Source organism: Allobosea sp. RAF48 (genome assembly GCF_052114025.1).
GTDB lineage: Bacteria > Pseudomonadota > Alphaproteobacteria > Rhizobiales > Beijerinckiaceae > Allobosea.
This window is the reverse complement of sequence record NZ_JBFRDZ010000007.1, coordinates 116,351-129,182: the sequence shown is the minus strand read 5'-3', so window position 1 is coordinate 129,182 and position 12,832 is coordinate 116,351. Positions and strand designations below refer to the sequence as shown.

General features: G+C 65.8%; 17 protein-coding genes. 7 read left to right on the top strand and 10 right to left on the bottom strand.

All coding sequences use genetic code 11. The features are described 5' to 3' along the window. Positions 1 to 61 precede the first annotated feature (61 nt). Complete coding sequence (locus AB4Z10_RS15175; protein ID WP_441471217.1) at positions 62 to 787, bottom strand: class I SAM-dependent methyltransferase; 726 nt, start codon at positions 785 to 787, stop codon at positions 62 to 64. Positions 788 to 973: 186 nt separating this feature from the next. Next, positions 974 to 1,729, bottom strand: a complete 756-nt coding sequence (locus tag AB4Z10_RS15170; protein ID WP_441471216.1) for a Crp/Fnr family transcriptional regulator — start codon at positions 1,727 to 1,729, stop codon at positions 974 to 976. Between the two features lie 163 nt (positions 1,730 to 1,892). Here AB4Z10_RS15170 and AB4Z10_RS15165 point away from each other — a divergent pair, with 163 nt between their 5' ends. Continuing rightward, on the top strand, positions 1,893 to 2,174 hold the full coding sequence (locus AB4Z10_RS15165) for a hypothetical protein (RefSeq protein WP_441471215.1): 282 nt from the start codon (positions 1,893 to 1,895) through the stop codon (positions 2,172 to 2,174). Positions 2,175 to 2,288: 114 nt separating this feature from the next. After that, positions 2,289 to 3,161 carry a transglutaminase family protein gene (locus AB4Z10_RS15160; RefSeq protein ID WP_441471214.1) on the top strand — a complete coding sequence of 291 codons (873 nt, stop codon included), beginning with the start codon at positions 2,289 to 2,291 and terminating at the stop codon, positions 3,159 to 3,161. A gap of 8 nt (positions 3,162 to 3,169) precedes the next feature. Here the strand turns inward: AB4Z10_RS15160 and AB4Z10_RS15155 are convergent, their stop codons facing one another. The 3 genes from AB4Z10_RS15155 to AB4Z10_RS15145 are packed head-to-tail and all read right to left on the bottom strand — an operon-like array spanning position 3,170 to position 5,602. Then, positions 3,170 to 4,822, bottom strand: coding sequence for a histidine kinase dimerization/phosphoacceptor domain -containing protein (locus tag AB4Z10_RS15155; RefSeq protein ID WP_441471213.1), 1,653 nt, complete (start codon positions 4,820 to 4,822; stop codon positions 3,170 to 3,172). Further along, entirely contained in the window at positions 4,822 to 5,412 is a 591-nt protein-coding gene (locus AB4Z10_RS15150; protein ID WP_441471212.1) for a sigma-70 family RNA polymerase sigma factor, read from the bottom strand. The genes AB4Z10_RS15155 and AB4Z10_RS15150 overlap by 1 nt, the downstream gene beginning before the upstream one ends. Beyond that, positions 5,399 to 5,602: a NepR family anti-sigma factor gene (locus AB4Z10_RS15145; protein ID WP_441471211.1), complete on the bottom strand. Its 204-nt coding sequence runs from the start codon at positions 5,600 to 5,602 to the stop codon at positions 5,399 to 5,401. Before AB4Z10_RS15145 ends, AB4Z10_RS15150 begins: the two co-directional genes overlap by 14 nt. 233 nt (positions 5,603 to 5,835) lie before the next feature. Between AB4Z10_RS15145 and AB4Z10_RS15140 the strand changes: the two genes are divergently transcribed. The 3 genes from AB4Z10_RS15140 (at position 5,836) to AB4Z10_RS15130 (ending at position 7,747) form a co-directional block, all read left to right on the top strand. Further along, positions 5,836 to 6,630, top strand: coding sequence for a response regulator (locus AB4Z10_RS15140; protein WP_441471210.1), 795 nt, complete (start codon positions 5,836 to 5,838; stop codon positions 6,628 to 6,630). A gap of 134 nt (positions 6,631 to 6,764) precedes the next feature. Further along, entirely contained in the window at positions 6,765 to 6,929 is a 165-nt protein-coding gene (locus AB4Z10_RS15135) for a hypothetical protein (protein WP_441471351.1), read from the top strand. Between the two features lie 125 nt (positions 6,930 to 7,054). Continuing rightward, positions 7,055 to 7,747 carry an extensin-like domain-containing protein gene (locus AB4Z10_RS15130; RefSeq protein ID WP_441471348.1) on the top strand — a complete coding sequence of 231 codons (693 nt, stop codon included), beginning with the start codon at positions 7,055 to 7,057 and terminating at the stop codon, positions 7,745 to 7,747. 13 nt (positions 7,748 to 7,760) lie between these two features. On the opposite strand, the gene AB4Z10_RS15125 is transcribed toward AB4Z10_RS15130, so the two are convergent. Next, on the bottom strand, positions 7,761 to 8,000 hold the full coding sequence (locus AB4Z10_RS15125) for a hypothetical protein (RefSeq protein WP_441471209.1): 240 nt from the start codon (positions 7,998 to 8,000) through the stop codon (positions 7,761 to 7,763). A gap of 110 nt (positions 8,001 to 8,110) precedes the next feature. On the opposite strand from AB4Z10_RS15125, the gene AB4Z10_RS15120 reads away from it, so the two are divergent. Continuing rightward, positions 8,111 to 8,602 (top strand): DUF992 domain-containing protein, encoded by a 492-nt coding sequence (locus AB4Z10_RS15120; RefSeq protein WP_441471208.1) that lies wholly within the window; start codon positions 8,111 to 8,113, stop codon positions 8,600 to 8,602. A gap of 203 nt (positions 8,603 to 8,805) precedes the next feature. Further along, entirely contained in the window at positions 8,806 to 9,183 is a 378-nt protein-coding gene (locus AB4Z10_RS15115) for a response regulator (RefSeq protein ID WP_441471207.1), read from the top strand. Positions 9,184 to 9,273: 90 nt separating this feature from the next. Here AB4Z10_RS15115 and AB4Z10_RS15110 read toward each other — a convergent pair whose 3' ends face one another. The 4 genes from AB4Z10_RS15110 to AB4Z10_RS15095 all read right to left on the bottom strand — a co-directional run bounded on the left by AB4Z10_RS15110 (position 9,274) and on the right by AB4Z10_RS15095 (position 12,799). After that, the gene (locus AB4Z10_RS15110; RefSeq protein ID WP_441471206.1) at positions 9,274 to 10,662 is read right to left on the bottom strand and encodes a sensor histidine kinase; all 1,389 of its coding nucleotides are present in this window, start codon (positions 10,660 to 10,662) and stop codon (positions 9,274 to 9,276) included. A 90-nt stretch (positions 10,663 to 10,752) separates the two neighbouring features. After that, positions 10,753 to 11,178, bottom strand: coding sequence for a hypothetical protein (locus AB4Z10_RS15105; protein ID WP_441471205.1), 426 nt, complete (start codon positions 11,176 to 11,178; stop codon positions 10,753 to 10,755). A gap of 2 nt (positions 11,179 to 11,180) precedes the next feature. Further along, on the bottom strand, positions 11,181 to 11,540 hold the full coding sequence (locus AB4Z10_RS15100; protein WP_441471204.1) for a glycine zipper domain-containing protein: 360 nt from the start codon (positions 11,538 to 11,540) through the stop codon (positions 11,181 to 11,183). Between the two features lie 125 nt (positions 11,541 to 11,665). Continuing rightward, on the bottom strand, positions 11,666 to 12,799 hold the full coding sequence (locus AB4Z10_RS15095) for an AI-2E family transporter (RefSeq protein ID WP_441471203.1): 1,134 nt from the start codon (positions 12,797 to 12,799) through the stop codon (positions 11,666 to 11,668). Positions 12,800 to 12,832: the final 33 nt, after the last annotated feature.

Sequence of the window (12,832 nt, the reverse complement as noted above, 5' to 3'; positions counted from 1 at the left end):
TGAGAAAAGCCGCGAGAATCACGCAGTGCATGCAACGCAGGGCTGCGGAAAGCTCAGATCGTCACCGAATCTGGCGGTAGACCCAGACCCGCGCCGGCGGGATGTTCCGCAGCACCCAGTCAGAAACGAAGGCCTTGAGGCCGGAACCTTTCCGCGGGATCGGCGAGATCACCGAATAGGTGAACTGGATGAAGGGCGCGCCCTCGACCAGCAGCGGGAACGCCTCGCGCGCCAACGCCGTGCGGGTGGCCGGCGGCCGGTTGAACAGGGGCAGGCTGGAGACCAGCGCGATCGCCTTCTCGTGCAGATGGCCGGCGAGCGTCTTGGACAACGCATACGCATCGCCCTGCACCACCGTCGCGCGCGGAAAGCGCCGGCGCAGGAGTTCGCAGAACTCCGGGCTGTATTCCACGAGGATCAGGCGGCTCTCGTCGATGCCACGCTCGATCAGCGCTTCGGTGACCGGGCCGGTGCCGGGGCCGATCTCGATGACCGGGCCGGGCTGCTCGGGATCGACAAAGGAGGCCATCCGGCGCGCGAGCGCCGGGCTCGACGGCGTCACCGAGCCGGTGCGCAGCGGGTCGTCGATCCAGGACTTGATGAAGCGGGCCTCGTCGCCGAGCTTCGCCTTGGCTTCGCTGACGCGACTCCTGAACTTCTCGGCGGTGTTGCGAACTTCGCTTTCGACCTTGTAGCGGACGGCAGCCACCTTGAGCTTGGCTTCCGCGACGCTGTCGACAAGGTCGGCCGCCGTCACCCGCACCTCGCCCTCGATCCGTGACGCCACGCGGGATTGCCCGAGGCGAGCGGCAAGCGACGTTGCGCGCGGACGATGACGGATCGTCGAAGACATGGCACCCCTTGATCGCCGCAAAGACGACGCGTCTGACGCAGCTGAACGTTACCTGCGCGGCATATGGGGTCAAGAGCGGCCGCCCGCCAAGTTCTTTTCCGCGGCTCAGGCAAAAAGCCGTCAGATCAATGGTCTCGGAGGTGATGCCTGCTCGTATATCGAGGCCATATGTGCCGTCAGGCGCGGGTTGAGCAGCGTCAGCCGCCCGCCCGAGAGTGAGAACAGCCCAGCCTTGCGCAGACGCGACCAGGTCTTGCTGGTGTGGACCAGCGACAGGCCCAGCGCGTCGGCAAGCTGCTGCTGCGTGAGCGGAAAGGCGAAGCTGCCGCTGCTGACGAGGCCCAGCGTGTCGGCGCGATGGTAGAGCGAGATCACCAGCGCGGCGATGCGCTCGCCAGCGCTGCGCTGACCGACCGAGGTCAGATTGTCGTCGATCAGGGATTCCTCGCGCGAGCCGAGCCAGGCCAGTTCATAGGCCAGCGCCGGCATCTTGACGAACAGATCCCAGATCCGCTTGCGCGGGAAGACGCAGAGCTCGACATCGGTGAGCGCCTCGATGCCATGCTCGGCGGCGCTGAGCAGCGAGGCCTGCAGGCCGACGAGATCACCGGGCAGCAGGAAATTGAGAATCTGGCGGCGCCCGTCCGGCAGGGACTTGTAGCGGAAGGCCCAGCCCGAATAGAGCGTGTAGAGTTCCGCATCCTCCTGGCCGGGGTGGATGATGTCGGCGCCGGCCGGAAAGCTGCGATGGTCGACCTTCATCGCCTGGATGAAGCGGATCTCGTCGTCGGTCTTGTCCTTGAAAGCGGGCTTGAGCCGCAACGGGCAGGCGAGGCAGGGCGTTCCCAATCGTACCTGCTTGCTGATGATGTTCATGAGCCGATCGATCCCCCGAAACCGATGCGAAAGGCCTCGGCATTCGACCAACTCGCAAGAGCGTTGGCGCGTTCCCCGCCGGCACCAAAGGAACCAACAAGCATTCCGTTGCGTTTTCCTGTCGAAACCGACCGTTTCTGGTCGAGAGCGTTGGGAGACGGATATGCTTAAAGCCAGCCTTGCCCCCGCTGTTCGCGCCCTGTTCTTCTTCGGCTTCATGGGGGCAGCCGTCACGGGCCTGACCATCGGAGCGCAGTTGCAAGTCCCGACCGACCAGAGCTCGACGAGCGTCGCGCAAGCCAGGGGCGAGCGTGACCCGGCAGCGGATCTGCGCTTTGCGGCCGTGGATCGTGCGGATCGTGCTCAGAGCACTGCGAAGCGTGCGATCGCCTCGCCCTCGCAGCAGGCTCTGGCTGGTGGGCCTGTCACGCATGTCGTGCGCTAGGACTTCTGACGGAACCTGACGCGATTTCTCGCGTTACACGCGCGGCGCATCCTCGCGTCGCACTTCAAAGCCGCCTCTGGCGGCTTATTTTTTTCAGTCTTGCGGACACAAGCCATGCTGCTGCGCATCCGGCACGCAACCACCTATCGCTACGCCCAGCCCGTCGCCTTCGGGCCGCATCGGCTGATGCTCCGGCCACGCGACAGCTTCGACCTGCGTGTCGTCGACACCGCTCTCTCGATCTCGCCCGCGGCCAGCCTGAACTGGATGCATGACGCCTACGGCAATCCCGTCGCCATCGCGAATTTCGAGGCCGAGGCGGATACGCTCGATATCGTGAGCGTCCTGATGCTCCAGCGCTTCGGCCCCGCCGTCCCGCGCACCGAGATGGGGCCCGGCGCCGCGCTGACGGGCGTGGTCTACAGCGAGAACGAGCGATCGGTGCTCCAGCCGTTTCTCGCGCTCGCCTGCGCCGACCCCGACAAGAAGCTCGATCGCTGGCTCGCGGATTTCAGGGCCCGGATCGGCCAGGGTTCCGGCCACCTCCTGCGCGATCTCGCCCATGCGCTCCATGGCGCGCTGACCTACACCGTCCGGTTCGACGAGGGCACGCAGCACCCCGTCGACACGCTGGAGAGCGGCGGCGGCACCTGCCGCGACTATGCCTGGCTGTTCATTGAGCTCGCGCGGCGCATGGGTTTCGCTGCACGCTTCGTCACAGGCTACATCCATGACAGAAGCCCGGAAGACGCCTTGCTGACCGCCGTCGGATTGACCCATGCCTGGGCGGACGTCTTCATTCCCGGCGATGGCTGGGTCGAGTTCGACCCGACCAATGATCTCGTCGCCGACCGCCAGCTCCTGCGTGTCGCGGTTGCACGCGTGCCGGAGGACGCCTCCCCCATCGCCGGCAGCTTCATCGGCCCGGCCGGCTCCTTCCTGGGACTGAGCGTCGGCGTATCGATAGAACCGGTCCGCGAGCCCTGATCTCGCGTTCAGGATGCGTGCCTGACACGCCAGCGGCCGAGCGAGCGACCCTGCGGTTCGGCCGTTTGTACGGCCTCGATCTGGGCGAGCAGGCCGGCAAAGATGCGGGGCGGCGCGCCGTGGCTGATCTCGCGATCCGCGTCGAGCCCGACCTCGATCGTGGTGTCGTCGATATCGACGACACTGACCGTGATCCGCACGCCCGGCGTGGCGCGCAGCGCGCGCGAGGCGACATCCGCGACCAGAAATCCAAGCGGAATGATGCGATCCACAGAGAGCGTCGCCGCCGTATCGATCCGACTCGCGACCCATTGGTCGCGGCTGCGGATCAGATTCGAGATCATGGTGACGACGTCGTCGAGGAAGAGATCGACGCGGACCGGCTGCATCTCTCCGTCAGCCAGCGTGAAGCGATAAGCGGCCGAAAGGACATGGACGCGACATTCGGCGTCGGCGAGAGCCAACCGGGCCTCGTTGCGGTAATCGCGCTTGCTCAGACCGATATAACTCTGGACGACCTGCAGGCTGTTCTTCACCCGATGATGCAGCTCACGCACGAGGAAGCGGTTGTCGTCCAGCGCGGTCTGCAGGCGGCGCTGGCGCACCTCCTGCTCATCGACCATGGCATTGAAGGCTTCGGCCACGCTGCGGATATCGCTCGGCATGTCATCCGCAATCGCAGCCCTCGTCCGCCCGGACGAGGCCCGCGCACGGGCCGCCGCTTCGATGCCGCGCAGCCAGCGGGCGCAATGCTTGTCGATCGCACGCAGGTAGACGATGCAAAGCAGGGCAAGCGTGATCAACGGCGCCAGGAGGAGAACGAAGAACTGCATGCGCGCGGCTTGGGCTGGCCCATCGTCGAAACTGGCGATGACGTAGAAGTCCGGCTCAGCGACCATCCGGGCGGCGTAGAGACGATCCTGCCCGCCGCGGCTGGGCGCCGTCCAGCGCTCGCGACCGGCCGGAACGCGATCCTGCTGCGGCAGCCACGTCAATACGGGATCGTCACCCCGGCTGGCGACAACGCTGCTGCCCCGGCCGATCAGCGCGATATCCATGTCCGAGCGGCCATCGCCAAGGTCGAAGGCGTTTTCGAGCAGTTCCGGGGTGGTCAGAAGGAGGGCCTGCTGCAGCTGCCCGTTCGCGGCCTGGGCATCGGCCATCACGATAGCGAGGTAGCGCTGGCCCTCGAGCGTGACCTGGTCATAGCGGATCCTCCCGAGATCGGCCCCGTTCCAGTTCGCCACGGAAGGAAGCCCCGCGAGCTGCCGGGCGACATTGTCCAGCGTCTCCTTCGAAAGATGGGCATCGAGAGATCCCGCGCAGATGCGCCCGTTTGCGCTGCGCAGGAAGAAGGCGCGGAAACCGCTCGCCCGCCGCATCGCCTCCAGACCCGCCTCTTCGCAAGCCTCGGGAGCGACCCGCGGATCGTTTGCCACCGTTCCGAAGGCGAGCAGCGCGCGCGACGCCCCGCGGAACCAAACGCGGGTGCGCACGGCGAAATCTTCCACCGCGCGCACCTGCGCTGCCTCGATCGTCGCGGTTGCAGCCTGATAAGTGGCATAGGCAGCGAAGGCCGTGGCGCATCCCACCGGCACCGCGATAGCGATCAGCAGGGCCAGGAGACGCCCTCTAACCGTGCTGAATCGCGCCAAACGCATCAGGAGCCGACGGGTTCGGAACCGACCCTTTGCATCGCGGCCGCGCTGGTGCGGTCCGGCCCGAGATCGTCGACGCTACCGATGGAGAGCAGCTCGGCGAGCTTCGTCCGCGCGCGGTTGACCCGGCTCTTGATCGTGCCGATCGCCACACCGCAGATGCCGGCCGCCTCCTCATAGGACAGACCTGTCGCCCCAACCATGATCAGGACTTCGCGCTGCTCCTCCGGAAGCTTGGCCAGCGCCTTGCGGAAATCGGCGAGGTCGAGGTGGCTCTCCTGATTGCCATAGGTGGCCATGCGCTCGGCATAGATGCCTTCGCTGTCCTGCACCTCGCGCCCGCGCTTGCGGTAGAGCGAGTAGTATGTGTTGCGCAGGATCGTGAACAACCAGGCGCGGAGGCTCGTGCCCGGCTCGAACTTGTCGGAATTGCCCCACGCCTTGAGAAGCGTGTCCTGGACGAGATCGTCCGCCAGCTGCATCGAGCCCGACAACGAAGCCGCGAAGGCGCGCAAATTCGGGATTTCGCGGATCAGGCCTTCCTTGAACTCGTTCGCGGCGCAGGAAGCCTGATTGGAATCACTTGCACTCATCGGACGACGCTCCGGCTGCGCGCTGTTCGGTAGCTTCCAGCTGCGCAAGCAGCACGAGGAATTTGTCCGGGACAGGTGCGTTCACGATGTCGTCGTAGTGGGCCTTCAGCGACCGACCGATGGATTCCTGCACCTTGGGATCCAGAACCAGCTCGAAGTCGTCATTGTCACCTTCGTCGGGTTCGGACATCGCTGTATCCAGATTGCTCATTTCGGCCCTCGCGCCACAACCGGGCCTGCTTTTCCAGCAAGTCCCGTACTTCGTTTCTCGGCCGGCGAAACCAGAGCCCAATGGCGGTGGCGACACCAATGCGCCCTAATAACAGGCTCGTTTCCAGAATGTTCCGCGTTCCGCAAAAAATAAATCGCTTGTCAGAGGCCGATCCTAAGCCATTATTTCGGCACGATAAAAGGGACGCGTTCATGTCTATCGCAAAAGAAATTGCGCCTCATCTTCCTTACCTGCGCCGGTTCGCGCGCGCTCTCAGCGGCACCCAGGCCAGCGGCGACGCCTATGTCGTGGCGATGCTGGAAGCGCTCGTTGCGGATCCTTCCGACTTTCCCCAGGGGATCGACCCGCGCGTCGGCCTCTATCAATCCTTCCTGAAGCTGTGGTCCTCGGCCAGTGTCGATACCGGCGAGCCCGTCGTCGAACTCTCCCGGGCTCCGGCCGAACGCAATCTCGAAGCGCTGACGCCACGGCCGCGGCAAGCCTTCCTGCTGCGAACCGTCGAAGGCTTCTCGATCGAGGAGGTCGCGACGATCATGCGCGTCGGCACGGCCGAGGCGGCCGCGCTGGTCCAGACCGCCGGCCAGGAGATCGCCGAGCAGGTCGCGACCGACGTGCTGATCATCGAGGACGAGCCGATCATCGCGCTCGACATCGAGACGATGGTCGAGGAACTCGGCCACAGCGTCACCGGCGTAGCACGCACGCAGCGCGAGGCGATCGCCCTCGTCGCCAAGAAGCGCCCGGGTCTGGTGCTGGCCGATATCCAGCTGGCCGATGGCAGCTCCGGCCTTGATGCCGTCAACGAGATCCTGATGTCGATCGACGTGCCCGTGATCTTCATCACGGCCTACCCAGAACGGCTGCTCACCGGTGATCGCCCGGAGCCCGCCTTCCTGATCACCAAGCCGTTCCAGCCGGAGGCGGTGAAGGCCGCGATCAGCCAGGCGCTGTTCTTCGATCGGCGAGCAGGTCGCAAGGCTGCCTGAATCCGGCTTTCTTGCGCTGCTCCAAAGCCCGCGGTTTCGCGGGCTTTTTTTGTTGCGATCCTTGGAACAGGCGGCGCCGCCGCGCGTTCGCAAGCCAATGTCGGTTTTGTTTCCGGTGCGGGAGGGCGTGGACGATGGCGGTGATCTGCTCGTCGGCAGCAATCGCAGCGACGTCGATCGCTGCAGCGCTGTTTTCCGGAGCCGTGGCTCCGGGAGCCTGGAGCGGAGAGATTCTGTCTCTGGTACTGGCCGCATCGACGAGCCTGGCTGTTGCCGGCGCCGCCGCTCTCGACAGCTGAATACGGCGCGTCACCTGGGCTCCGTCGCCGCACGAATCGCTTTCCTGGCAGCCGTCTGCCTCGTCCCCGCGTCAGTTCGGGCGGAGACCGCTGCGCCTGGCACCCAGCCGCTGCCCGCGCAGAGATTGCCGCCACCCCGGCCCGCGGAGCTTCCTCCGCGCGCGCCAGCTCCTCCGGAAGAAGCCAATTCCCCGCAGCCCTCGCCCTCGCAATCCCTGCCTCCGACGACAAGCGGGCAAGCTCAGGCTTGCCTGTCCAGATTGGCCTCCATTCCCGGAAATCGGGTGGAGCCTGCCGTTTCGGAGGTTTCCAAGGCCGACCCTGCCTGCCGCGTGGACGATCCGGTTCGGCTCCACAGCCTCGCACTCCCCGGCAGCGCATCGGGACAGACGGTCAGCTTCGAACCGGCGCCGCTGGTCAGCTGTGCGATGGCATCGGCCATCGCCGATTGGCTCGACACGAGCGTTCAGCCTCTGGCGCGGGGGTATTTCGCGAGCAGTCTGACCGGGATGCGGGTCGGCGGAGGGCAGGAATGCCGGCGGCGCAATCGAGCTTCAGCCGGCCCGATCAGCGAGCACGCCACCGGGCAGGCCCTGGACATCTTCGCCTTCAAACTCGCGGAAGGCGGCAAGTCGGAGATGATCCTGGTGGAGAAGCCCTCGGGCCTTGTCCAGAACCGCTTCCTCGATGCGGTGCGCCAATCGGCTTGCGGAGCCTTCATGACGGTGCTGGGGCCCGGCTCTGACGCCGCCCACGCCAACCACCTTCACGTCGACATCCAGGCGCGGCGCTCGCACACATCGCGCTTCTGCCAATGAAGGAAATGGAAATCTAGTCGGCGGCGTCGAACCGCAGCAGGAAGGATTGGCGTTCCGGCGATTCATCAAATCCGCCGCCATCGACGAGCCTGGGAGCCGCGCGCCGCGCGGCCATTACCGCAAGCGCCTCATCGCAATCGAGCCCCGTAGCCAGCAAATCCTCCAGCTCCCAGAACGGCGGAAGCACCGCTTCCGGGGCCGGGTCGTGGATTGTTGGGATTTCTCCCCGCAGGCGACTCACGGACATCGACATTCCCATGCCAAGATAACGAGTCAACGCAACAAGCTTGCTTTGGTTCCCTTACGGCGGAACTGTGGGTTTCTTGGGGCGTTTCGACCGGTCCACCGCCAGGAGCATATGCGATGAATACTGGGTATTCCCGATCCAGCCTCGCCCTCACCGCCTTCGCCGGCCTGGCAAGCCTGACCAGCCCCGCATTGGCCCAGCCGAGTGGGCCACCGACCGGGCGGCTATCCTGCACGCTCAGCAGCCCACCCGCCGCAGTCGTGACCTCGCAGAAGCCGATGGAGTGCCGTTTCCGCCCCCGCCGCGGGCCGCTGCAGCAATATACCGGTGTCGTGCGCGGCTTCAGCCTCGACCTCGGGTCGATCCGCAGCGCGGCGATGGCGTGGCGTGTCTTCGGCCCCTATGCACGCGCGTCGCTCGGAGCGCTCACGGGCCAGTACAACGCGTCAGGGACAGGCGCCGGAACAGGCGGGCATATGCTGACCGGCGGGGAGAAAAACGAAGTGACGCTGCAGCCGCTCCCCTTCCAGGGCCATCGCGGCATCAACGTCGCGACCGGCGTGACCGCCCTGGAACTGACGCTCGTCCCTCCCAGCAAGCGCCGCTGACAGGCGCGCTCCATCGATCAGCTAGGGATGCGTTCACCAACCTGATCGAACCGTCGAAGAAATTACCGTTTGCTAACCTTGACCCGGCAAAATTGACTCAAAGTCGACGCTTCTTCCCGCATATATGGCTAGAAGCAGGAACATCGCCAATCCCATGACGTTGTCGATACATCGTAGGATTGCAGTGAGTGAGAAGCCGGTCGATGGCTGATATTCGCGTTCTGATCGTCGAAGATGACCCGTTCATCGCCATGGACATCGAAAGTGCCGTGGCGGAGCAGCTCGGCGACGCGGCTGAGCTGATCGTGGTCGAATCCGTTGCGGAGGCGCGCCGCGCCGCGGCACGCAAGCTGTCCTGCGCGCTGCTCGACATCGACGTCGTCGGTGGGAAGACCTTCGACGTCGCGAGCGCACTTCAGAAGACCGGAACGCCCTTCGCTTTCGTCTCGGGATCGGCTCCGAGCGATGTTCCCGCGCCCCTGCGCAGCGCCCGTTTCCTGCGCAAGCCGTTCTCGATCCGAGAAGTGGCCTCTTTCGTCATGAATGCGATCGGCGCTCGGGACGGCGCCGTGCAGGGCTAGAACCGGCATCTGCCTCGCTCGAAGATGCTCTCGCAGCAGGCGCTGACCAGGCTCTATCGGAGAAGCTAGCCGCAGCTCGAGCTCCAGACCTCAGGCAGAGGCCGGTGAATTCTCCCGCTTCGGAAACGTCAGCATCACACGCGTCCCGGGACGTTCGGTCCCCGGGCGCAACGGCTCGGTCGTCATGGTGGCCCGCATGCTGCGCAGCAGGCTCGCGATCACCGTCTGTCCCAAGCCCTTGTTCTCGACTGCGGCGGGCAAGCCGACGCCATCATCCTCAATCGCCATGGTGAGGGCCGGCGCGTCCTCGGCGTCCGCGCGCGCGAACCGGATGGTGACACGCCCGGGCATGCCGTCCGGGAAAGCATGCTTTATCGCATTGGTGACGAGCTCGTTGACGATGACGACAAAGGAGACGGCGTCCCGCCCCGGCAGGCGGATCGAATCCATATCGAGATCAATTGTGATCGGGCGACCTTCCGCCGCCTTGCCGATCTCGGCGAGCAGATCCTCCATATAGGGGCGCGCGTCGATCTCGTCCGTCTCGATGTCGAGGCGCAGCCGCCTTTGGCCGGCAGCAATCGCCTGGATGCGCGACTGTGCCTGGGCCAGTGCGGCCTTCACGGCCGGCTCCCGCGTCTGGCGGCTCTGGACGTTGAGCAACGCCGAGACCATGGCGAGGTTGTTGCCGACACGATGATTGACGTCGCGCAGCAGCGCCTCGATCCGCAGGTGTTCGTTCTCGAGCTGCCTGGTCCGTTCGCTGACGATCCTTTCGAGTTCGGCATTGCTGACCGCCAGCGCCACGCTGCGGCGCTGGCGCCGGCGCAATTGCTGCCAGGCCGCGAAGGCCAGCCCCGCCAGCGCGATGACGATACCCGTGCTGGCCCAGAGCCGGCGACGCTCCTCGCGGCGATAGAGAGTCAGCAGGCGGGCGTTCTCCGTCTGCTGGATCTCCCGCACGGTGTCGCGCAGGCGATCCATCGCATCGATACCGCTGGAGTCACGCACGAGGGCCAGAGCCTGATCGCGGCGCCCCGTCCCCTCGAGCGCGATCGTACGGTCGAGCTCCTCGAATTTGAGGCGCATGTCGTCGCGCAGCTTGGCCACCTGCGCCTTCTGGATGGGATCAGCATCGACAAGAGCGGCGAGGATATCGAGCTCGGGCCCGGCCGCCGCCCGGCCCTCCGTGAACGGTTCGAGATAGCTCGCCCGCCCTGTGAGGAGATAGCCCCGCTGCCCGGTCTCGGCATCGCGGAGCCGGCCGAGGAAGCGTTCCGCCCGCTCGCGGATCTCGATGGCATGCGCAGCCGAATCGGCCGCCTGGCGCGCCTGCTGGTTGATCCACGCAGCCACGACGATCGCCACGGCAACCACCCCGATCGCAATGATCGTGGTCGTCGCCGAGCGAAGCCGCGTGCCGAAGGCCGGAAAGGCCGGAAGCGAAAGTCGACTGCGGGGTCTCACTTGGGCAGGCATGCCAGCCTTGTTAAAGGACGCATGCCGACATCCCTATGTAAAATGACACAGGCCGTCCACCATGATAGCCGCCGAGCAGAGCCGCGAGGATCACGCCTCGCCCTTGTCCTTGTCGCCGCCGGCAACGATCTGGCGGCCGAGAATGGCGCCGAGCACGACGACACCTCCAGCGACCACAATGCGCCAGTTCAGTCGCGGGCCGATCAGCTTCGCGGCCAATGGCGCTGCGGCGAGCGCCGCCGCTGCGGTCGGGCGTGGCGGCCGGCGCCTGCTCTTGACGAAAAGTCCGATGCAGACGGCCAGCAGAGCCGCCGCGAACAGGCCTCCCGCGATCCACAGGCTCGCAGCTATCGCGCCGTAGCGAAGCGCCAGCAGCGTGTGCAGGGCATTCAGCGCGTAGCCGGCCGCGCAGAGCGACAGCAAGGCGGCGAGACCGAACAGGCCGTAGACGGTGACGTTGCGCTTCACCGCTCCGGAAATCTCCGAAGCGATGAAGGATCCGAGCCCCCCCAGCATGGTCAGCGCGCCGACAGATAGCCGACGAACAGCCCCACCGCGGCCGCCAGCCCGAGGGCGCGCAGCGGCCGCTCGCGGATTTCATCCTCGATCAGCCTTTGCAACTCCGTGGCCTGTTCCTTGGCGACATCGACCATCTTGTCGGTATCGACGCCGACAGCGCGCAAGCGATCCGTCACAGTCGCCGCGATCTCCTCCGCGCTACGGGTCAGAGTGTCTTCCAGGGCGCTCGCCTGGCGCTTGGCGCGTGCGCCGGCCTGGTGAACCTCGGCCGAAACGTCCTCGGCGCCGGCTTCGACCTCGGCTTTCGCCCGTCTGGCTGCGGCGGCTGCCTGACGTTTCGCGGATGTCGTGGTTACCATGTCGATCGGTTCCTGTGGTGTGAGCGGAATGGTGCCGGGGCGGCGGCAGCGCTGCAAGTGGCTCTGCGCAGATGCCCCGCAGCTGTCGCAACGTCCCGGCTGCGGATTCTGTTCCGCGGCGCGACTCAGGCGGGCTTGGCTTCGCGCGTTTCCGCGGCTTCAGCCTCCGCCTTCTCGCGCCGATAGCGCGCGAATTCCTCCTGCGCCACCATGGCGACGATGACGATCGGCGTCGAGAGCACGGCGCCGATCGGTCCCCAGAGCCAGAGCCAGAAGATGAAGCCGATGAAGACGAGGAAAGGCGAGATCGTCAGCCGGTTGCCGACGAAGACCGGAGTGACCGCATTGCCCTCGACGAGATGCAGCACGTAATAGGCCGCAGCCGGCCAGAGCGCGGCGAGGATCGACGGCGCATCCAGCAGCGCGCCCGCCAGCAGCAGCACGGCGACGATGACCGGCCCGATGAAGGCGAGATAGTTGAGCAGGAAACCGAGCGCACCCCAGAAAACCGGAAAGGGCAACCCTGCGAGCCAGGCAATGGTCATGGTCAGCAGCCCCATGCCGAGATTGATCACCGTCACCAGAGCGAAGTAGCGCGCCACCCGCGCCTCGATCTCCTCGAAGAAGGAGCCGGCGGAACGGCGCGCGCCGCGGCCGAGGCAGAGCCGGAGTATACGGGCCTTGAGATGGCGCCGTGTCGCCAGCCAGAAATAGACGGTGGCGACGAAGATCAGCATGCCGCCCGCCGCCGTCGAGGACGTCAAGGCGATATCGAAGAGCGGGTTTCCCTGGGATACGCTGAGCTCGGCGCCCTTTCCGGTCATCGAGGCGATGCCGCGCTTGAAATCGTCCATGAAGGCGAAGACGCCGGCGAGCTTGGTCTGGAGCGCCGTCATCATCGCCGGCGCCTGATCGCTCCAGCCAGCGACCGGAACCGCCAGGATCGCGACCGCTCCGAGCAACAGACCGATGAAAAGCAGGACGACGAGCGCCGAAGCCGCATGCTGCGGCACGCCGTAGCGGACGAGCCAGTCGACGAGCGGGCCGAGCACGAGCCCGAAGATGACGCCCGCCATGACCGGCATGGCGATGACCTTGGTCAGCGCCAACGATGCCGTGGCCAGGATGACGAAAATGCCGACGATCGCATAGCGGAGGATGAGATCATGCTCGTAGGGCGTGACCTCCTGTATCTCCTCCACCGGTTCCGGCTCCGCCATGTAACGCGGAAACGGCCGCCAGGTCGATGAGCTGAGCATGTTCTTGCTTCCAACCGCGCCCCCTGGCGCGAC

What these genes read in the sequence shown, in the direction of transcription:
- AB4Z10_RS15120 (WP_441471208.1), top strand. Translation starts at nt 8,111, where the DNA reads ATGAATACTGGGTATTCCCGATCCAGCCTCGCCCTCACCGCCTTCGCC.
- AB4Z10_RS15105 (WP_441471205.1), bottom strand. Translation starts at nt 11,178, where the DNA reads ATGCTGGGGGGGCTCGGATCCTTCATCGCTTCGGAGATTTCCGGAGCG.
- AB4Z10_RS15160 (WP_441471214.1), top strand. Translation starts at nt 2,289, where the DNA reads ATGCTGCTGCGCATCCGGCACGCAACCACCTATCGCTACGCCCAGCCC.
- AB4Z10_RS15140 (WP_441471210.1), top strand. Translation starts at nt 5,836, where the DNA reads ATGTCTATCGCAAAAGAAATTGCGCCTCATCTTCCTTACCTGCGCCGG.
- AB4Z10_RS15150 (WP_441471212.1), bottom strand. Translation starts at nt 5,412, where the DNA reads ATGAGTGCAAGTGATTCCAATCAGGCTTCCTGCGCCGCGAACGAGTTC.
- AB4Z10_RS15145 (WP_441471211.1), bottom strand. Translation starts at nt 5,602, where the DNA reads ATGTCCGAACCCGACGAAGGTGACAATGACGACTTCGAGCTGGTTCTG.
- AB4Z10_RS15165 (WP_441471215.1), top strand. Translation starts at nt 1,893, where the DNA reads ATGCTTAAAGCCAGCCTTGCCCCCGCTGTTCGCGCCCTGTTCTTCTTC.
- AB4Z10_RS15095 (WP_441471203.1), bottom strand. Translation starts at nt 12,799, where the DNA reads ATGCTCAGCTCATCGACCTGGCGGCCGTTTCCGCGTTACATGGCGGAG.
- AB4Z10_RS15110 (WP_441471206.1), bottom strand. Translation starts at nt 10,662, where the DNA reads ATGCCTGCCCAAGTGAGACCCCGCAGTCGACTTTCGCTTCCGGCCTTT.
- AB4Z10_RS15135 (WP_441471351.1), top strand. Translation starts at nt 6,765, where the DNA reads ATGGCGGTGATCTGCTCGTCGGCAGCAATCGCAGCGACGTCGATCGCT.
- AB4Z10_RS15100 (WP_441471204.1), bottom strand. Translation starts at nt 11,540, where the DNA reads ATGGTAACCACGACATCCGCGAAACGTCAGGCAGCCGCCGCAGCCAGA.
- AB4Z10_RS15125 (WP_441471209.1), bottom strand. Translation starts at nt 8,000, where the DNA reads ATGTCGATGTCCGTGAGTCGCCTGCGGGGAGAAATCCCAACAATCCAC.
- AB4Z10_RS15115 (WP_441471207.1), top strand. Translation starts at nt 8,806, where the DNA reads ATGGCTGATATTCGCGTTCTGATCGTCGAAGATGACCCGTTCATCGCC.
- AB4Z10_RS15170 (WP_441471216.1), bottom strand. Translation starts at nt 1,729, where the DNA reads ATGAACATCATCAGCAAGCAGGTACGATTGGGAACGCCCTGCCTCGCC.
- AB4Z10_RS15155 (WP_441471213.1), bottom strand. Translation starts at nt 4,822, where the DNA reads ATGCGTTTGGCGCGATTCAGCACGGTTAGAGGGCGTCTCCTGGCCCTG.